The sequence below is a fragment of the Streptomyces sp. NBC_00690 genome (assembly GCF_036226685.1).
Taxonomy (GTDB): domain Bacteria; phylum Actinomycetota; class Actinomycetes; order Streptomycetales; family Streptomycetaceae; genus Streptomyces.
In genome coordinates this window covers 8,217,346-8,234,950 of sequence record NZ_CP109009.1, presented here as the reverse complement: position 1 = coordinate 8,234,950, position 17,605 = coordinate 8,217,346, and the positions used below count along the sequence as shown (strand labels likewise).

The window sequence follows — 17,605 nt, the reverse complement described above, 5'->3', positions numbered from 1 at the left end:
TCGCATGCCTTTATTTCACCCCCCGCATTTCCTTCTCATTACCTATCAATTTTCCTTGCACAAGTCGTTGACAGGCCATTTCAAGGGGGCTAATTTTCCCCCATGCCGGAACGATCCGGCCCATCCTTTTCGGAAAGGAGGCGGCCCTGTGCGGAGACTAATCGTCACCATAGGATGCACCGCCGCCCTGTCGGCTCTCATCACCTCCTGCTCTGCGCCCGCCGCGACCGAGGCCACGAAGTCCCCGAAGAAGGCCGGTTTCCTCGCCGTGGCGGACACTTCCGCTACGGGGCGCGGCCCGCTGACCGTGCAACTCGACTACGACTCGGTGGAAGAGGACGGCCTCGACCCCCAGTCCGCCGACACCGCCCGCTCCTGGTCCCTCGGCTCCCTGGTCTACGAACCGCTGGTGACCGTCGGTCCCGACTTCTCCATCAAGCCGCTCCTCGCGAGTTCCTGGACCCAGCCCGACGCGACGACCTACGTCTTCACCCTGCGCAAGGGCGTCACGTTCTCCAACGGGCGCGCACTGACGACGGCCGATGTGGTCGGCAGCCTCCAGCGCCTGCTGAAGTTGCCCGCGCCGTACGCCCGCCAGCTCGGCCCCGTCGCATCGGTGAAGGCCACCGGTCCCGACCAGGTGACGGTGAAGCTCAGCCGTGCCTACACCCCATTCCTCGCCGCGCTGGCGAACACCCCGGCGGCCATCCTTCCCATGAAGGAGGTGAACGACGGTTCGCTGGACCTCAAGAAGGAGATGCTGGGCACAGGCCCGTTCACCGTAAAGGAACACAAGCAGGACCAGCACTGGGTGTTCGCCCCGAGTACCAGCTACCGTGACGCGGCGCGATTGAGAATCTCCGAACTCAACGTGAAAATCGTTCCGCAGGAGACCACACGACTCGCCGCCCTCAGAAACGGCAGCGCCGACTTCGTATTCTTCAACAACGTCGACACGCTTGATCAGTTGGCCGGAACCAGAAATGCCAAGGCGGTCAGTCAGCGCAATAGCGACTTCTACTATCTGATCCAGAACGCCAAGAACAAGAACTCACCCCTGGCAAACCAGAAGGTGCGATTCGCCCTGAACAGCGCGCTGGACCGAGGGCAGATAGCGTCCGTCGCCTTCGGCGGAAAGACCCAGCCGACGGGGGTGACCCCCACCGTGCTGCCGGGCGCCTGTGACCCGACGAAGCTCCCCGGGGCAGAAGCCGGTACATCCTCCGCCAAGCAAGCGCTCCAAGCCGCCCTCAAGGAAGCCGGCTTCAAGGACCTCACGCTCCGGCTCGCGGTGTACAACTCGGAACCGGCCAACGCTCAGATCGCCCAGGTGATCCAGCAGCAGTACGCCAAGGCCGGTGTGACGGTGAAGATACTCAAGTACGACACCAGCACCTACATCTCCAAAATCTACGGTGAGAAGCCCGACTTCGACCTCGCCATCAGCTGGTTCGCCGGCTACGTGGATCCGGCGATGGTCACCCGCTGGTGGAATCCCGAGGTGGCGGGCTTCTCCGCCGCCTTCCTCAACAACGACGTCGAGCTGAACAAGCTGATCGACAAGGCGAGTGGGCAGCCCGCGGGCAGTGCTCGCAACACCAGCCTGACCGAGGTGTGTGAACGCGTCGACACGAATGCGGCCCTGCTGCCGCTGGTCACCCGTCCGGCCGTCATCGGCTACCGCACGGACAAGGTGAGCCCCACCCTCCACAGCAACGAGGGATACGGCAACATCCTGCGCAACATCGTCGACTTCACGCTCCCGTCAGCGAAGTAGCCAGCGATGCCGAACCTCACCCTCACCGCACAGCCAGGCACTTCGCCCGCCTCACCCTGGGCCGGCGTCCGCAGGGCGCTGCGCCCCTTCCAACGCTTCGTCCAACAGGTCGGGGTGGCGGCCCTCACCATGCTCGGCGTCTCCGTCCTGATCTTCGCGGCGGTCCGGGCCATGCCCGGGAGTTATACGGATCTCGTCCTCGGCCCCCTCGCCACCCCGGAGGCGAAGAAGGCAGCCGCCGAGAAGTTCGGGCTCGACGGACCCGTCGTGGAGCAGTACGGGCACTGGCTGCTCAATTCCGTGCAGGGCGACTTCGGAACGTCCCTGGCCAGTGGCACGCCGGTCGGCCAGGAACTTGCCGTTCGGCTCCCGGTGACAGTGCTCCTCACCACCCTGGCACTCGTCTTCATCCTCCTCATCGGCATTCCCCTCGGTGTGCTGACCGGAATCCGCAGCGTCGGGAGCGGCAGGGGTGCCATCGTGGGGCGGCTGGTCAGCAGCCTGGGAATGAGCGTCCCCGAGTTCGTCCTCGGCACTCTGGTGCTCTTCCTCTTCACCCGGTACAGCCTCGGACTCACCGTCGGCGTGTACGTCCCCTGGTCACAGGACCCGGTCGGCTCGGTCACCTCGATGCTGCTGCCCGGCGCCGTCCTCTCGGTGTTCTGCGTCGCCGTGACCGCTCGCACCACACGGGATGCGGTCATGGGCGTCCTGGTGGAACCCCATGTGGCCGCCGCCGTCGCCCGGGGGGAGTCCAAGGGGTTCATCGTGCGCCACCACATCCTTCGCAACGCCTCGATCCCCGTCCTGACCCTCGTCGGCACGCTCACGGCATATCTGCTGGGCGGCACGGTGATCGTGGAGCGCCTCTTCAACCTGCCCGGTCTCGGCTCGTACCTCGTGGACGGCCTCGATCGCCGCGACTACGCGATCGTGCAGGCCGGAGTGCTCCTGGCCGCAGCCGTCTTCATCGTCATGAACCTCCTGGTCGACCTGGTCAGCGCGGTGATCGATCCCCGCATCGACACCGCAGCCGGAAAGGACGGAGCATGAGTACCGAAACCCGATCCACATCACGAGGGCGACTGCGGCGGGTACTGGCCATGGGCGGATTCGACTCACTGTTCCGGGGTGCCGTATGGCTGCTGGCCCTCCTGATCGTCGTCACCCTGGCCGGCCAACTCATCGGAGTGGGAGGCGCACCCGACGCCACCGTGGGACAGCGGCTCTCACCCCCGGGCGGCGGCCTGCCACTGGGCACGGACAACCTCGGCCGGTCCCTGCTCCCCCGGCTGCTCCAGGGGGTGGGCACCACCCTTCTGCTGTCGTCCGTGGCGGTGCTGTGCACCGCGATCATCAGTACGGCACTGGGTATCGTGGCCGGTTACCGGGGCGGACGGACGGCCGGTCTCATCATGAGAGCGGGCGAAGTGCTCTACTCCTTCCCGGCGATCGTGCTGGCCGTCCTGGTCGCCGCGGTGATCGGCCCCGGCAGGATCGCCGCGCTCGCCAGCATCGTGCTGGTGACGGTTCCGCTCATGACCCGGATGGTCGGAACGGCGGCCCGCTCGGTCGCCCAGCGCGACTTCGTCGTCGCGGCCAGGATCAGCGGCGTCTCGACGACCACGATCATGCGACGACACGTCCTGTCCAATGTGTCCGGCACCATCGCCGTCCACGGGACCTACGCACTGTCGGTCGGAATCCTGGTCGAGGGCGGACTGAGCTTCCTCGGCTACGGGGTCCAACTCCCCGATGCCTCCCTGGGCCTGTTGATCCAGGAAGGCAGCCTGTACATGGTCAACGCCCCATGGCTGATCGTGGCGCCCGGTGTGGTGCTGGTCGCGGCGATCGTCTCGATCAACCTCATCGGTGACAGCCTGCGCGACCGATTCGAACCGCGAGAGACGAGGTCGCTGACATGACCGCCGGTACACCTCCTCCCGACACTGCACCCGACACCCTTCGGGGCCGTCCGATGGCGTCACCCCCCGGAACCGAAGCCCCGTTGTTGTCCATTGAGGACCTCGTCGCCGAGTACCACACCCCGCAACGGACCGTACGGGCCCTCGACGGTGTCGACCTGACGGTCAACCGCGGCGAACGCGTCGGCATCGTCGGCGAGAGCGGTTCGGGCAAGTCCACCCTAGGGCTCGTGATCGGACGGCTGTTGCCGGCTGCGACCCGGTATCCGCGCGGTCGGGTCCTCGTGGACGGCGAATCCGTACTGGACCTGCCGGCCGAACGCATCGCACTGCTACGCCGCCAGCGACTGGGCCTGATCGCCCAGGACCCCGTCGGTGCGCTCAACCCCACCCTGCGGATCGGCCGACAGCTACGACTCGCGCTGCGCTCGGGCCGTGGGACCGCCCGCAAGCCCAGCGAGAGCGAATTGGGCGCCATGCTCGACAGGGTCCTGATCCACGACCCGGAACGGGTGTTGCGGCTCTACCCGCACGAGATCTCGGGCGGCATGGCCCAACGCGTGGCCGTCGCCATGGTCATGGCCCGCGAACCCGATCTGCTGATCGCCGACGAGCCGACCGCAGCCCTCGACAGCCAGGTGAGGGCAGAGGTGCTACGACTGATCTTCTCCCTCGCCTCGGAGCACGGGACCACCGTGCTGTGGCTCAGTCACGACCTCGCCGGCGTGACCCGCTGGTGTGAACGGACCGTGGTCATGTACGGCGGTCGCGTCGTCGAGGACGGAGCCGCCGACGAGGTGCTCACCTCACCCCGACACCCGTACACCGCAGCCCTGTCGGACACCGATCCGGCCCGAGCGACCTCGGGCGAGCGGCTTCGCACGATCAGCGGCGGCCCACCGACGCCCGATGTCCGACTCGACGGCTGTGTTTTCGCCCCGCGCTGTGACCGAGCTACCGAACTGTGCAGGACCGACCGTCCGGCGGCCCGTGTCGTCGCCGGTCGTACGGTCGCATGCCACCACCCCGACCCGTTGGCACCCGAGGCGAGCACGCCCCTCGGATCCAGTCCGATCCACCGGGCGGAGGCGACCCGATGAGCACTGCACCGACTCCGCCACGGGCCGTACTCGAACTCGAAGAGGTCCGGGTGGTGTTCTCCTCGGGCCGGGGCCGATCCAGGCGCTCCGTGACCGCGATGGATTCGGTCTCCTTCGACATCCACGCCGGTGAGACCCTCGGCCTCGTCGGCGAGTCGGGTTCGGGCAAGACCACCACCGGGTCCATCGCACTCGGTCTGCGCAAGCCCGACTCCGGGGCGGTCCGCTTCCTCGGCGGCGCGTTCGGTTCGCCCCGATCCCGCGCCGGTGCGATCCAAGCGGTGCTCCAGAACCCCCACTGGTCCCTCAACCCGCGGCTGACGGTCGGGGACTCGGTGGCAGAACCCCTGACCGCCACCGAAGGCGGGCGGCTGCGCTCCCACCGGGCCACGGTCCTGGGGATGCTGGAACAGGTCGGGCTCGGCGGCGGGTTCGCGGATCGGCTGCCGCACGAACTCAGCGGTGGGCAGCGCCAACGCGTCGCCATCGCACGCTCGCTCATCACCCACCCCCGGTTCATCGTCTTCGACGAGGCCGTCAGCGCCCTCGATGTGTCCGTCCAGGCACAGATCCTCAATCTGATCCATGACCTCCAGGTCGAACACGGCTTCGGTGCGCTGTTCATCTCGCACGACCTGGCGGCCGTCCGCTATCTGGCCCACCGCATCGCGGTCATGCAACACGGCCGGGTCGTCGAACTCGCCGACACCGAACGGTTCTACGACACCCCCCAGCACCCCTACTCACAACAACTTCTGGAGACCTTGTGACCACTGAGCCCACCACCCCGACCGCCGCGGAGCTGCACCCCGCCGGCCCCCGGCTGGTGCCCGCCGACACCCGGGACAGTGCCCAACGGGGCAACGCGGACTTCGGAGCGCCCCTGGTCCCCCGGCCCAGCCCGGGTCGCGAGAGCGTGAAGTTCGACTTCCCCGGCGTCGAGGTCGGCACCGCCGAGTACACCGAGGGCCCCACCGGCGCCACGGTCATCCATGTGCCCGCGGGAGCCCGCATGCACATCGACGAGCGTGGTGGCGCCATCGGCCTGCTCTCCAGCGACAAGCAGTTCACCCATGCCGTCTGTCTCGCCGGCGGATCGCTCTACGGGCTCGCCGCCACTGCCGGCGTCAACGAGGAGCTGCTCAGGGGCAACGCGAACCGTGTCGGCTGGAACGACCTCAAGCTCGCCAGCGGCGCCATCGTCTACGACTTCGCTGCCCGTGACAACTCCGTCCATCCCGATGCCGCGCTCGGGGCCGCAGCGCTGCGCAACGCCGTCCACGGCACCTTCCCGGTCGGCCGTTGCGGTGGTGGCGCCACCGCGTCCGTCGGCAAGATCGAGCACGGTCGTTGTGAATTCGCCGGCCAGGGCGCAGCCTTCCGACAGATCGGCGATGTCAAGATCCTCGCCGCCACCGTGGTCAATGCCGTCGGTGCCATCGTGGACCGAAACGGCACGGTCGTCCGCGGCAACTACGACAGCACGACCGGCACCCGCAGGCTGCCCGCCCTCGACTACGAAGCGGCCTTCGCCGAATCCGGAGCCGCTCCGGCCACCCTGGCGGGAAACACCACCATCTCCATCGTCATCACCAACGTCCGGCTCGGTGACAAGGAACTGCGCATGTTCGGCCGTCAGGTGCACAGCTCCATGCACCGCGGCATCCAGCCCTTCCACACCAATCTCGACGGAGACACCCTCTTCACCCTCACCACGGACGAGATCGACCTCCCCAGCACTCCATCACGGCTCGGGGCACACGCCCTCACCTCCGTCGGCCTCGGGGCGGTGGCCTCCGAGGTCATGTGGGACGCGATCTTGAGCAGCGCCCTGTGATCCCTGCTGCAACCGAGTGCCCGGAGCTCCCCCTGTCCATCGCCCGCGTTCGCAGCGACCACACCGACCGTGAGCGCCGCGGGCTCGCCGTCGGGACGGCCGTGCGGGCCCGCATCCACACGGCAGTCGCCGGATACGACGACCTGTTCACCGCGGTGGGAGTGAAACCCGCCGATCTGCGCGAGCACGGCGAAACCGCACTGGCTCAGATCGAGGGATGGGCCCCTGGCCTGCACCGCGAGCTCATCGCGGTGGCTGCCGGCGCCGAGGTCCCGCCCTGGCGCATCGGCATGCTCAACGCCCGTACGGAGATCCTCGCCACGGTGGGTGCCACTGGCGAGGGCGAGTGCTCGACCGCCGTGTACGTGGGCGGCCCGGGGGCGCCGCACACCATACAGACGTGGGACTGGCACCGGGAGTTCACTGCCTCCCGGACGCTCGTCCGCCTCCGGCCCGTCGGCGGTGGACCAACGGTGAGCACCTTCACCGAGGCGGGCATCCTCGCCAAAATTGGTGTCAATTCCGCCGGACTCGGTGTCCACTTCAACATCCTCAGCCACCGCAGCGACGGCACCGGGATCAACGTTCCCGTCCATGTCGTGGCCCGCAGAGTGCTGGAGGAGGCGACCACCGTCGCCGAGGCGAGGGACATCGCGGCGTCTGCCACCGTCTCCGCCTCGACCGTGCTGACCGTGGTCACGTACGACGGCCGGGAGAGCGACGCCGCCTGCATCGAAATGAGCCCGGCGGGGACGGCGGCCGTCAGGCCGGACCGCGATGGAGTGCTGCTGCACACCAACCACTTCCTCGATCCCACACTGGCGAAGGGGGATCAGGCGGCGCGCGAGGCCAGCACCCATCCCCGTCTCGCCCACCTCAGCGCCCATCGCGAACTGCTCATGTCCTGCGACCGGGCACACTGGACCGATCTGCTTCGTTCACACGACGTGGACGGGGCGCCGATCTGCTGTCATCCCCAGCCAGACCTGCCCTCCCACCAGCAGTGGAGCACCTTGCTCACGGTCAGTCTCGACCTGGCCGCGAGTAGCCTGCGCTACCACGACGGTGGCCCTTGCACGGCAGGCACCTCCACCTGGCAGCATTTCTGACCTTGGCCACTTCTCGATCGTGAAAGGACGTCCCCCCATGACCCCGGCCCGGCTCACGGAGATCGCCCGCTACCCGGTGAAGGGATTCCAGGGGCACGCCCTGCCTGCGGTCACCCTGACCCCCGGCCGCGGGCTGCCCATGGACCGTGTCTGCGGTCTGCTCAACGGTGAGGTGGCGGCCACGGTGGAGGACGGCTGGATCTCGAGCCTCGCCTTCCTGCGCCTCGTGCGGAACGCGGAGATCGCCCGCTACCGAGTGGCGCTGGTGGACGACGATCCCGCGGGAGCCGGCGCGCTGAGCATCAGCGCGCCGGATGGCCGGTCGGTGGAGATTCGTACCGGGATGGACGGCGGCCCGGACGCCACCGAGCTCAAGAAGGCCAACTCCGAGTTGGCCGGCTGGTTCCCCGCCGGCCCGCTCGGCCCCGTACAACTCACCCGCCCTCGGGCACCCGTGTGGGACTGGCCGTACGCGGCCATCTCGCTGATCAATCTGGACACCCTGGACGACATGGCGGCCGTGTCCGGCGTCGCGATCGATCCCCGCAGGTTCCGCGCCAATCTCTATGTCTCGGGACTCGGGGCCTGGCGGGAGTTCGACCTCGTGGGGCATCGGGTCCGCATCGGTGATGCAGAGTTGGAGGTCGTCCAGACCACCGACCGGTGTCGGGCCACCACCGTCGACCCCGACACCGGGAGACGGAACCTCAATGTGCCGGTGTTGCTCGCATCCCGCTACGGCCACATGTGCTGTGGTGTGTACGCCCGGGTCGTACGGGGCGGCACGATCGCCCCCGGCGACGCACTGGTCGATCTGGGTCCGCTCGTCGATGCGTCCACACTGCCGGAGCCCGATCCGGCTTGGCCGCGCACAGCCGAGCTGATCGCCCGCACCCCCCAGAGCCCCAGTGTCACCAGTCTGACCTTCGGCGACTCCGCGGGTGCCGACTGTCGCCCCGGCCAACATCTGCGCGTCCACCTCACCGACGGGCAGGGTGCGCCGCTGTGGCGTTGCTACACCATCACCGCCGCCACAGCGACGTCCATCCGCATCAGTGTCAAGCAGGTCGAGGAGGGCCGGGCGTCCCCTCTGCTGCACTCCCTCACGACCGGCTCGCCGGTACTGATCTCCGGACCGTACGGGGACGAGCTCATCGACTCCGACAGCCGGCGCCCCCTGGTGCTGGCCTGTGCGGGAATCGGCATCACTCCGGTGCTGCCGGTGCTGCGGCAGCTGATCGACGAGAACCCGACGCGAGCGGTGACCGTGATCAATGTCGTCCGCTCGCTCGACGAGGTCCCCCTCTGGGACGAGGCGTTGGCGCTGATGGCCCAGTTGCCCCGCGCCTCCCACCGCCTCTTCGTCACCGCGCACGACCCGGGACACACCCTGCCCGAGGGCGCCACCCCCGGTCGCCCGACGGAGGACGACCTCAAGGGACTGGCCGCCGATGGTGATGTCGAGGTCTATCTCTGCGGCCCGGAAGGATTCGTACAGAGCGTACGGAACACCCTGGTGCAAGCCGGGGTGCCCGACGACGCCATCGCGGACGAGTTGTTCTACTCCCCCGGGGAGGTCTCCTTGGCGGAGCGTCCGCCGCCGGCGCCCGGTCCGTTCGACGTCCACTTCGCCGGGTCGGACCTTCATACCCGCTGGTCAGAGGATGACGGCACACTCCTCGATGTGGCTGAGGCCGCCGGGCTGGCCCCTCCATCGGCCTGTCGCTCCGGGGGCTGCGGAACCTGCCGTCAGCGCGTCACCGGCGCCGTCCACCACCTCGTCACACCGTCCGTCCCCCTGGAACCGGGCCAGGCGCTCCTGTGCTGTGCGGTTCCGACGGGCAGTGTGAGCGTTCAGATCTAGTCCCTCGCGGCCCGGCGGGGCGAACCCGGCGCCCGCGGCGGAGTTCTCCGCCCGGCCCGGCCAGTGCTCACCTTCTTCGCATCCGAACCAACAATCCGTTGTCCTCCTCCCCTCGGACGATCGAACAGCCGCTGCCGTCGACCGGTTCCAACGCCGATATCACGGCCGGCTCCTGGGCCTATCTCGTGATAGTCGAAGTTTTTCAGCCGGTGGCCGCGGCATGAACCGGAGTCGGGACTGCCCCGCCCGACACCCTCCGTTCCAGCTCTGACCAGCACAGACGCAGAATGTCATGGCTGGAGGCGCAACAAGGTTTCGAGACAGGACACTTGAACAACCCACCACCGCCGAATGTGGCCTGGGTCACAAATCGATTGCCTCGTTGTGATCACGGGGAGTGAATGCTCTGATCCACATCGCGTTCAGGATGGACGCGTGGTCCCGGGTTCCCTGGAGAACCCATAGGGATCCCGGGCCCTCAGAACCGCCACGGTGCACCGACCGATGAGAGAGGCGAACCTGTGACGTTCCTGACCCGACTCGGCGATAGCCTGCTGAGCAAACTTGCCCCCGAGACCGAGGCGTGGGCCGCCAACAACCCATGTCTCGGCAGCTGTTCACCCGGCGCCTGTAACACCGCCTATGTCCAGGTCGGCGCTTGTGTAGCCAACCGGCTGCACAAGCGCTGTTGCTACGTGGGCGGTAGTGCCTGCCCCACGGTGTCCTGCGGCCCCTGGAAGAACTGTGGCGTCCTGACCTGCTGACCGGTCCTCCCGTCCGCTGACCGGCCCGACGAGGAGGGTAGGTGTTCCGCTCGATGCAGTGCCAACCGGCGTGTCAACCGGTCGAGTTCATGGCTCTCCTCGCCGGGCTCCCAAGAGCGATGCCGTCGTTCGCGATGCTGTCGGTCACACGGAGGCCGGCATGCTGACCGCCGTAGGCGCCATCTCCACGGGCCGTGACGCCTACGACGTCGTGACCCCGACCCAACGAGGTTATGTGACAACCCGGTTGGTGCATCTGGAGATGATGCTCATCGACCTGTTGGGCTCGGCCACCGGGGGGTTGCTCGTTGGGGCCGCCGCGCTGTGGCTGCTGTCCCGCGGGGTGGTGCAAGGCCCACTCGTACTCGGCGCCGGTGTCATCGTCGCGGGCAGGGCGTTGGCTACGGCGTCCGAACCGGTCCCCGTACTGATCCAGCGGCCCAGGGCAATGGCCCGACTGCTGGCAAAGGAGTGGGCATGACCTACGCGGTGCTCATGGCGCGGCTCGCACTCGCCGGGGTCCTCCTGGTGTCCGCGATCGCCAAGGCATGGTCGTTCGGGGAGACGCGGGAGATGTTGGACGGCCTGCTGCGGCGGGCCGGCCCCGGCGCCCGGCGTCTGGCCCGGCCCTCGGCCGCCGCGCTGATCGCGGCAGAGGGCGTCACCGCCGTCGCGCTCCTCGGCCCGGCGCAGACGGTACGACCCGGATTCATCGCCGCGGTCGTGCTCACCGCGGGGTTCACCGCTGTCGCCGTCGTGGCCACCGTGTCCCGCACCGAGGTGTCGTGCGCCTGCTTCGGCCGCCCCACCGCACGGCTAGGTCGGCGGCACATCGTACGCAACGCACCCTTGTTGTGTCTGGCTGCCCTAGGGCTGGTGGGAGCCGGAGCCGCATCCTGGACCGCACCGGCACTGCCCGCCGTGTTCCTCTGTGCCGCCGCGGCGGCGGTAATCACCGCGGTGACCGCCTTCTTCGACGACATCGTCGATCTGCTGGCCGTGCCATGACCTGGCCGTACGAGGAACGCATCCCCGTCGACCCACCCGCTCCCACACGAAATGCGCCCCAACTCACCCAACGCACCGGATTCACAGGACTTGCAGGACTCATCGGACGAAAGGAAGTGGCATGGTCTATCTGTCCATCGGACTGCTGCTCGTGGGAGCCGTCACCGCGCTGAATTTGGTGCTGATCCTCGCCGTCATCAGGCGGCTGCGCCGCCACGAGGACGAGCGCAAGAGGCTGTTCGGGACCGAGAATCTGGAATCCGGCCCTCCGACGGGTGAGCCGCTCCCCGCCTTCACCGCTGTCGCCACCGACGGGACGCTGGTGGACTCAGACGCCCTCCGGGGCCGAGAAGCAGCACTGACCTTCCTGTCCACCGACTGTTCCGTCTGTGTCACAGCGGCGGCCGACCTGCCCGAGGCCGCCAGGCTCGCCGGTATGGCCGCCGAGCAGATGGTGGTGGTGATCGCCGGGGACGAGGCGACGGCCCGGGAGATGGCGGCCCCACTGGACGGGGTCGCCAAGGTGGTGTTCGAGGAGGCCGCGGGCCCGTTGTCCACTCTGTACGCGATCAAGGGCACGCCCACCACGGTGTCGGTCGACCCGGAAGGCACCGTCACCTACGCCCGAGCCGGCACCAATCCGGTGCTGGACCGCCTACCGGCGTGAACGCGGGCCGGGGGGAGCCCGGGGCGCACCAGCTCGGCGGGTTGCGGGGCTTCGTCACCGGCGCGGGCGCCGCACTGGAGCTGACCTGGCGCGCCGGGCCGGTCGCCTGCGTCTGCCACCTTCTACTGACCGTGGTGCAGGGGCTGCTGCCCGCCGCACTCACCCTGCTGACGAAGTGGCTCTTCGACGCACTCCAGTACGGCCGGGACACAGCCGGCCCCTCCCCCCTGGCGCTCGCGACGGGACTCGGCGCGGTCACCGCGCTGATGGCCTTGCTGCCGCTCGCCGCGGACTACACCCGAGCCCGCCTCCAGCGCGGCATTGCACATCTGGCCCAGCAGCGCCTGTACGGAAAGGTGAACCGCTTCGTCGGTCTGTCGCGGTTCGAGGACCCGCAGTTCCTGGACCGGCTCCGGCTGGCCCAGGACTCGGCGATCAGCGCACCCGCCGAGATCACCACCGCCATGTCCGGCCTGGTCCAACAGGCCATCGCAGTCCTGGGGATGGTCGCGGTCCTCTCCTCGATCTCCCCGTGGCTGACGGTCGTGACCGCCGCGGCGGCGGTGCCCGCGCTGCTGGTCCAGGTCTCGCTCACCCGGCGGCAGGCCGCGCTAATGTGGCGGATCAGTCCCCGCAACCGGCGCCAGATCTTCTACCAGGGGCTGATGCTGGACGTCTCCGCGGTCAAGGAGGTGCGGCTGTTCGGTGCCGGGGGCTTTCTGCTCGGCCGGATGAACTCCGAGACGCGGGACATCAACGCCGCGGAGGAGCGGCACGAGCGGCGGGTGTTCGCCTTCCAGTCACCGCCCCTGGTGCTCAGTGCCCTCATCGCCGCGGGTGGACTGGCATGGACGGTCCACGGCGCGCTGTCGGGGCGGTTCGGCGTCGGTGACGTATCGGCCTTCCTCACCGCGTCCGCCGGGGTGCAGGGGGCCCTGTCGGCCATGATCAGCCACATCACCGGCGGCTACCAGGGCCTGCTGACGTTCCGTCACTACGTGGATGTGAACGGCCTCCCCGTCGATCTGCCGGTGCGACCCGACCCGGTGCCCGTGGCACCGCTGGCGGACCGCATCGAGTTCGACGACGTCTGGTTCCGCTATCGGGAGGACGGGCCATGGGTGCTGCGCGGGGTGAGTCTGACGATCGCTCGGGGCGAGTCCGTGGCCCTCGTCGGCCTCAACGGTGCCGGCAAGTCCACGCTGGTCAAGCTGATCTGCCGGTTGTACGACCCGACGCGGGGCACCGTGCGCTGGGACGGTACGGACATCCGGGAGATGGACCCGGCACGGCTGCGGGACCGGATCAGCGCGGTGTTCCAGGACCGTGTGGCCTATGACCTGTCGGCGACGGATAACATCGGCATCGGGGACCTGCGCCATCTCGGCGACCCCGAGCGGATCGCCGACGCGGCGCGTCGCGCCGATGCCCACGACTTCATCGGCAAACTGCCGCGCGGCTATGCCACGCTGCTGTCCCGCACCTTCCCAGAGGCCGACGACGAGGGGACGGGCGAGCCGTCGATGGGTGTGGCACTCTCCGGTGGCCAGTGGCAGCGCCTCGCGCTGGCCCGCGCGATGCTGCGCGAGGACCGGGATCTGATCATCCTGGACGAGCCGACCGCCGGCCTCGACGCCGCCGCGGAGCACGGCCTCCACGAGCGGATGCGGACCCATCGCGCGGGCGCGACCAGTCTGCTGATCTCCCACCGGCTGGGCACCGTACGCGGGGCCGATCGCATCGTGGTCCTGGCGGACGGCAAGATCAGCGAGTGCGGCAACCATGGCGAACTCGTCGCCCTGCGAGGTGAGTACGCGCGGCTCTTCGCACTCCAGGCGTCGGGATACACCGACGACGAGAACGAAGCAGAAGACGAAGCAGAGGACGAGGAGGTGGCGGTGTGAGCGACTCGATGGAAGCGGCGGCATCGACGAGGGACCGGCGTGGTTTCGTGGGCCGGCAGGACTTCCTGGTCGAGGTCGGCGGGCCGTGCAAGGGGTACCGGATGGACGTCGATCGGCGAGTCGGGGCCAGGGCCAGCGCGTCGAGGGTGTCGTTGGGTCTGGACCGGGTGGTCCGGCAACAGGACGGCCGGATCGTATGACGTGGTTCCTCACCCTGCTCGCTGTACTGCTCTGTGCAGTCGCGGCCCTCGCCGCGTGGTGGGTACGGCGCCGCTATGTGGCCGTGACCGTGCGCGGGGAGAGCATGCTGCCGACCCTGGCGGACCACGACCGGGTTCTCATCCGGCGCGGCCGGCGCGGACTGCGGCGCAATGACATCGTGGTGGTCGCCTGCCCTGATTCGATGACCTCGTGGCGAGAGAGGCCACCGGTCTCCGGGGATCTGGCGGCCACCGAGTGGTTCATCAAACGGGCGGTGGCGCTGGCGGGCGACCCGTTCGGCGCCGGACCGGTGCCGGCGGGCCATCTCGCGGTCGTCGGCGACGGCGTGCACAGCGACGACTCGCGAAGCCACGGCCCCTGCCCGGTGGACCAGGTTCTGGGCGTGGTGGTACGCGTCCTGAGCCGAGCGGCCCCGGTGGCGACCGCGGACGAGGACGTGCACCCGCATCCGTACGGTGGGTGATGTCCGTCGTTCCATGGATCGTCGAGGTGGCCGTTCACCGACCCGCCCGTGTCTCCCTGCGGGGCGGAGCCGCGAACCGATAGGTTCACAGGGGGGATTCGGCGTTGCTGACGGTTGCTGCGGCCATCAGCGCCACCGGGTTGCCGATCCGGCAGTCCGACTGCTTGGTGGCGAGCTCGGCTCACGGTGTCGACGACGGTCCGCCGCGCCATACTCCGGTGTTCTCCCTGGTAGCCGTTGGCTCCGGGGATGCGCAGCAGTCGGCCGGCCGGATGAGGAAAGCCCGTTGCCGACTCCTGCGAACCCTTTCGGCTGGCGCGCTAGACACCCTTCTCCGACGCGTCCTCGGCGAACAGGTCGAGCTCGCGCCAGATGCCGGACACCTGCCGGACCGCGGTGCGGCTCCCCGCGGGGTCGGATGCCATCAGCTCGGCGAGGAGACCGTAGGCGACGCTGGTCGCGGCGGTCATCGACTGGATGCTCGCCACTCCCTCGGTGGGGATGACCAGGACGTGTTCGGCCTCCCGCGCCGGTGGGGAACGAAGCGTGTCCGTGATCACGCAGGTCGTGGCGCCCGCCGCCCGGGCGATCCGTAGTGCGGCGACGGTCTGCCGGTAGTGTTGCCAAAAGCTCCAGGCCACCAGGCAGTCGCCCGCCCCCAGCCGGGCGAGCACATTGGCGAGTTGGGGTCCGCCCCGGTCCTCGTAACTGATCGGGAAGCCGCGGCTGGCCGCGACCATCGCCAGGGCGCTCGCCGGGATGGCGTGAGTGCCGGAGGCAACGACGACCGTACGGCGGGCGTCTCGGATGGCGCTCACCACGCGTCGGGCGGTCTCGAAGTCGAAGGACTTCTCCAGCGCCTTCAGGTTTTGCGCGTCCCGGGCGAAGGCGGTCGCCAGCAGGCCCCCGTCGCCCCCGACCGGATGCCCGGTGTCGAACCGCTGGTCGAGGTAGACGGCCCGCAATCCGGCCTGCAGTTGCGGCCATCCGGGAAAGCCGAGGAGCTGCGCGAACCGCACCACCGTCGCCGGGTTGACCTCGGCACGCGCCGCGACCTCCGCGGCGGTGGCGTACGAGCAGTAGGTGGGTTGGGTCGTCAGCACCTCGCGGACGTGGGCCGCCTTGGGGCCGACGGAGACGCCGGTCAGTAACCCGTCGAGCCACTCCGCGACCGTGCCCCCACCGCCCGCGCCTTCTGGGGGGTGTGCCCCCGTGTCGATGTCGTCAGCACCACTGTCATAGGTCACGAAGCCATTCTCTCTTTGCATGAATTGATGCATCAAGTGTTGTACGCATGTTCTTGTGCAGATACTGTCCGTCGCAGTCGCTCACCGGCCCAGCAGCCGCGCAGCCATGGCCAACTCAAGGAGCCTTGCCCATGTGCCTTGACCACTCCACTCCGCCGCCCTCCGCACAAGCCACCCGCAGGGGTGTGATGGCTGCCGCGGCAGCACTCGCGGGGGCAGCAGCCCTGACCGGTACCGCATCGGGAACGGCGGTGGCGGGCGAGAGACCGAAGACCGCCCCGCAGAGCCGTCCGCCACGCGGTGGAACGATGATCATCGACGGTGGCACGCTCTTGGACCCGCTGACGGGTCGAACCACCGAGGACGCGGTGGTCGTCATCGAGGACGGCATCGTGCGCGCCGCCGGGACCCGGAGGGCCACCCGCAACGACGTCGCCGCCGTCAAGGGAATCGCACGGATCGTCAAGGCCCACGGCCGTTGGGTGCTCCCCGGGCTGGTCGACGCCCATATCCACCTCAGCACCCTCACCGAGGCCCACACCGTGCTCCGCCAGGGCGTCACCAGCGTGCGCAGCGGTTCCGCGCTCTTCTACCAGGACATCGCCGTGCGCGAGTTGGCCCGCTGGACGCCTCAGCGCGCACCGCGCGTGCGGGCCGCGGGCGTCCATGTCCAGCCCAAGCTGGGCGACTCGATCCTCGCCGACCCCGATCTCGCACCGCTCGCCCGCCGCAAGGACGGCATCCATGCCGACGACGATCTGCGCCGTATCGTCGGGGTCAATCTCGCCCGGGGCGCCGATGCCATCAAGACCAGTGCCAACGGCCGTGCGGGAGTTCCCGACCAGGACCCGCTCACCCGGGTCTACGACCGTGACCAACTGTCCACCATCGTGGCCGCGGCCCGCCGGGGTGGCGCGTCGGTGCTGTGCCACTGCTACAGCGAGAAGGGGTGCCACGACGCCGTGGTGGCCGGCGTCAAGAGCATCGAGCACGGCGTGTACCTCGGCGAGCGCACCATGGGCGAGATGCGCCGACGCGGCACCTACTTCACACCGACGCTGTCCGCGATGGCCGGGCTGGCCGAGGACCCCAACCCGATCCTTGCCGAGCGTGGCCGCGTCTTCCTCCCCGTCATCAAGCGCGCCGTGCTCAGGGCGCACGAGATGGGCGTTCCACTCGCTGCGGGCAGCGACTCGGCCGGTGGCACCGTCGACCCGATAGGCCGCGAGATCGAGTTGATGCGGGCGTCTGGACTCACCGCACTGGACTCGATCCGCACCGCCACCACGAACGCGGCCCGGTTGATCGGCCTGGAGCGGACCGCCGGCAGGCTGGCGCGCGGATTTCGTGGGGATGCGGTTCTGATCGACGGCGACCCGTTGCGGAACGTGTCCGTGCTCAAGACACCCGATAGCGTGATCAGTTTCGGGTTCCCGGTCGGAGCCTGACGAGCCCCGGGCGGGCCGACCGGGTGGATCCGGCCCGCCCCTCACCCACACCTCGCCCGACGGGCTGACCTCCGGGCGGGCGAAGCACCCGTCGGCCTGCGACTGCCACGGGCTCGGGAAGCCCCCACCTCACACTCGTGGGCCGAACGGCCCGACGACTCAGTGCGAGCGGCTGCGAGCTCCGGGTGCATCCACCACCGTCCACAACAACACCACCTCCGCCATGGCTGCGGAGGTCATGACACGGCCCGGTTCCTTGCCAGCACGGCG

General features: G+C 69.0%; 16 protein-coding genes. 15 read left to right on the top strand and 1 reads right to left on the bottom strand.

Going from position 1 to position 17,605, the window contains the following annotated elements:
- Positions 1 to 148 precede the first annotated feature (148 nt).
- The 14 genes from OID54_RS35510 to OID54_RS35445 all read left to right on the top strand — a co-directional run bounded on the left by OID54_RS35510 (position 149) and on the right by OID54_RS35445 (position 14,640).
- Positions 149 to 1,777 carry an ABC transporter substrate-binding protein gene (locus OID54_RS35510; protein ID WP_329026470.1) on the top strand — a complete coding sequence of 543 codons (1,629 nt, stop codon included), beginning with the start codon at positions 149 to 151 and terminating at the stop codon, positions 1,775 to 1,777.
- Between the two features lie 6 nt (positions 1,778 to 1,783).
- Positions 1,784 to 2,830 (top strand): ABC transporter permease, encoded by a 1,047-nt coding sequence (locus OID54_RS35505; protein ID WP_329026467.1) that lies wholly within the window; start codon positions 1,784 to 1,786, stop codon positions 2,828 to 2,830.
- Positions 2,827 to 3,702, top strand: a complete 876-nt coding sequence (locus tag OID54_RS35500) for an ABC transporter permease (RefSeq protein WP_329026465.1) — start codon at positions 2,827 to 2,829, stop codon at positions 3,700 to 3,702. The genes OID54_RS35505 and OID54_RS35500 overlap by 4 nt, the downstream gene beginning before the upstream one ends.
- Before the next feature lie 53 nt (positions 3,703 to 3,755).
- The gene (locus OID54_RS35495) at positions 3,756 to 4,802 is read left to right on the top strand and encodes an ABC transporter ATP-binding protein (RefSeq protein WP_329026463.1); all 1,047 of its coding nucleotides are present in this window, start codon (positions 3,756 to 3,758) and stop codon (positions 4,800 to 4,802) included.
- Entirely contained in the window at positions 4,799 to 5,572 is a 774-nt protein-coding gene (locus OID54_RS35490; protein WP_329026462.1) for an ABC transporter ATP-binding protein, read from the top strand. Before OID54_RS35495 ends, OID54_RS35490 begins: the two co-directional genes overlap by 4 nt.
- Positions 5,569 to 6,639: a P1 family peptidase gene (locus OID54_RS35485; protein WP_329026460.1), complete on the top strand. Its 1,071-nt coding sequence runs from the start codon at positions 5,569 to 5,571 to the stop codon at positions 6,637 to 6,639. Before OID54_RS35490 ends, OID54_RS35485 begins: the two co-directional genes overlap by 4 nt.
- The gene (locus OID54_RS35480; RefSeq protein ID WP_329026457.1) at positions 6,636 to 7,748 is read left to right on the top strand and encodes a C45 family peptidase; all 1,113 of its coding nucleotides are present in this window, start codon (positions 6,636 to 6,638) and stop codon (positions 7,746 to 7,748) included. Before OID54_RS35485 ends, OID54_RS35480 begins: the two co-directional genes overlap by 4 nt.
- 37 nt (positions 7,749 to 7,785) lie before the next feature.
- The gene (locus OID54_RS35475; protein WP_329026454.1) at positions 7,786 to 9,612 is read left to right on the top strand and encodes an MOSC domain-containing protein; all 1,827 of its coding nucleotides are present in this window, start codon (positions 7,786 to 7,788) and stop codon (positions 9,610 to 9,612) included.
- A 924-nt stretch (positions 9,613 to 10,536) separates the two neighbouring features.
- The gene (locus OID54_RS35470) at positions 10,537 to 10,857 is read left to right on the top strand and encodes a hypothetical protein (protein ID WP_329026453.1); all 321 of its coding nucleotides are present in this window, start codon (positions 10,537 to 10,539) and stop codon (positions 10,855 to 10,857) included.
- Positions 10,854 to 11,384, top strand: coding sequence for a MauE/DoxX family redox-associated membrane protein (locus tag OID54_RS35465; RefSeq protein ID WP_329026450.1), 531 nt, complete (start codon positions 10,854 to 10,856; stop codon positions 11,382 to 11,384). The genes OID54_RS35470 and OID54_RS35465 overlap by 4 nt, the downstream gene beginning before the upstream one ends.
- A 121-nt stretch (positions 11,385 to 11,505) precedes the next feature.
- Positions 11,506 to 12,051 carry a TlpA family protein disulfide reductase gene (locus OID54_RS35460; RefSeq protein ID WP_329026448.1) on the top strand — a complete coding sequence of 182 codons (546 nt, stop codon included), beginning with the start codon at positions 11,506 to 11,508 and terminating at the stop codon, positions 12,049 to 12,051.
- On the top strand, positions 12,048 to 13,955 hold the full coding sequence (locus tag OID54_RS35455) for an ABC transporter ATP-binding protein (protein ID WP_329026446.1): 1,908 nt from the start codon (positions 12,048 to 12,050) through the stop codon (positions 13,953 to 13,955). Before OID54_RS35460 ends, OID54_RS35455 begins: the two co-directional genes overlap by 4 nt.
- Positions 13,952 to 14,155: a hypothetical protein gene (locus OID54_RS35450; RefSeq protein WP_329026444.1), complete on the top strand. Its 204-nt coding sequence runs from the start codon at positions 13,952 to 13,954 to the stop codon at positions 14,153 to 14,155. The genes OID54_RS35455 and OID54_RS35450 overlap by 4 nt, the downstream gene beginning before the upstream one ends.
- Positions 14,152 to 14,640, top strand: a complete 489-nt coding sequence (locus tag OID54_RS35445; protein ID WP_329026442.1) for a S26 family signal peptidase — start codon at positions 14,152 to 14,154, stop codon at positions 14,638 to 14,640. The genes OID54_RS35450 and OID54_RS35445 overlap by 4 nt, the downstream gene beginning before the upstream one ends.
- A 320-nt stretch (positions 14,641 to 14,960) precedes the next feature.
- On the opposite strand, the gene OID54_RS35440 is transcribed toward OID54_RS35445, so the two are convergent.
- On the bottom strand, positions 14,961 to 15,887 hold the full coding sequence (locus OID54_RS35440; RefSeq protein ID WP_329026439.1) for a MurR/RpiR family transcriptional regulator: 927 nt from the start codon (positions 15,885 to 15,887) through the stop codon (positions 14,961 to 14,963).
- Positions 15,888 to 16,018: 131 nt separating this feature from the next.
- Between OID54_RS35440 and OID54_RS35435 the strand changes: the two genes are divergently transcribed.
- Positions 16,019 to 17,335 (top strand): amidohydrolase family protein, encoded by a 1,317-nt coding sequence (locus OID54_RS35435; protein ID WP_329026437.1) that lies wholly within the window; start codon positions 16,019 to 16,021, stop codon positions 17,333 to 17,335.
- The last annotated feature ends 270 nt before the right edge of the window (positions 17,336 to 17,605 follow it).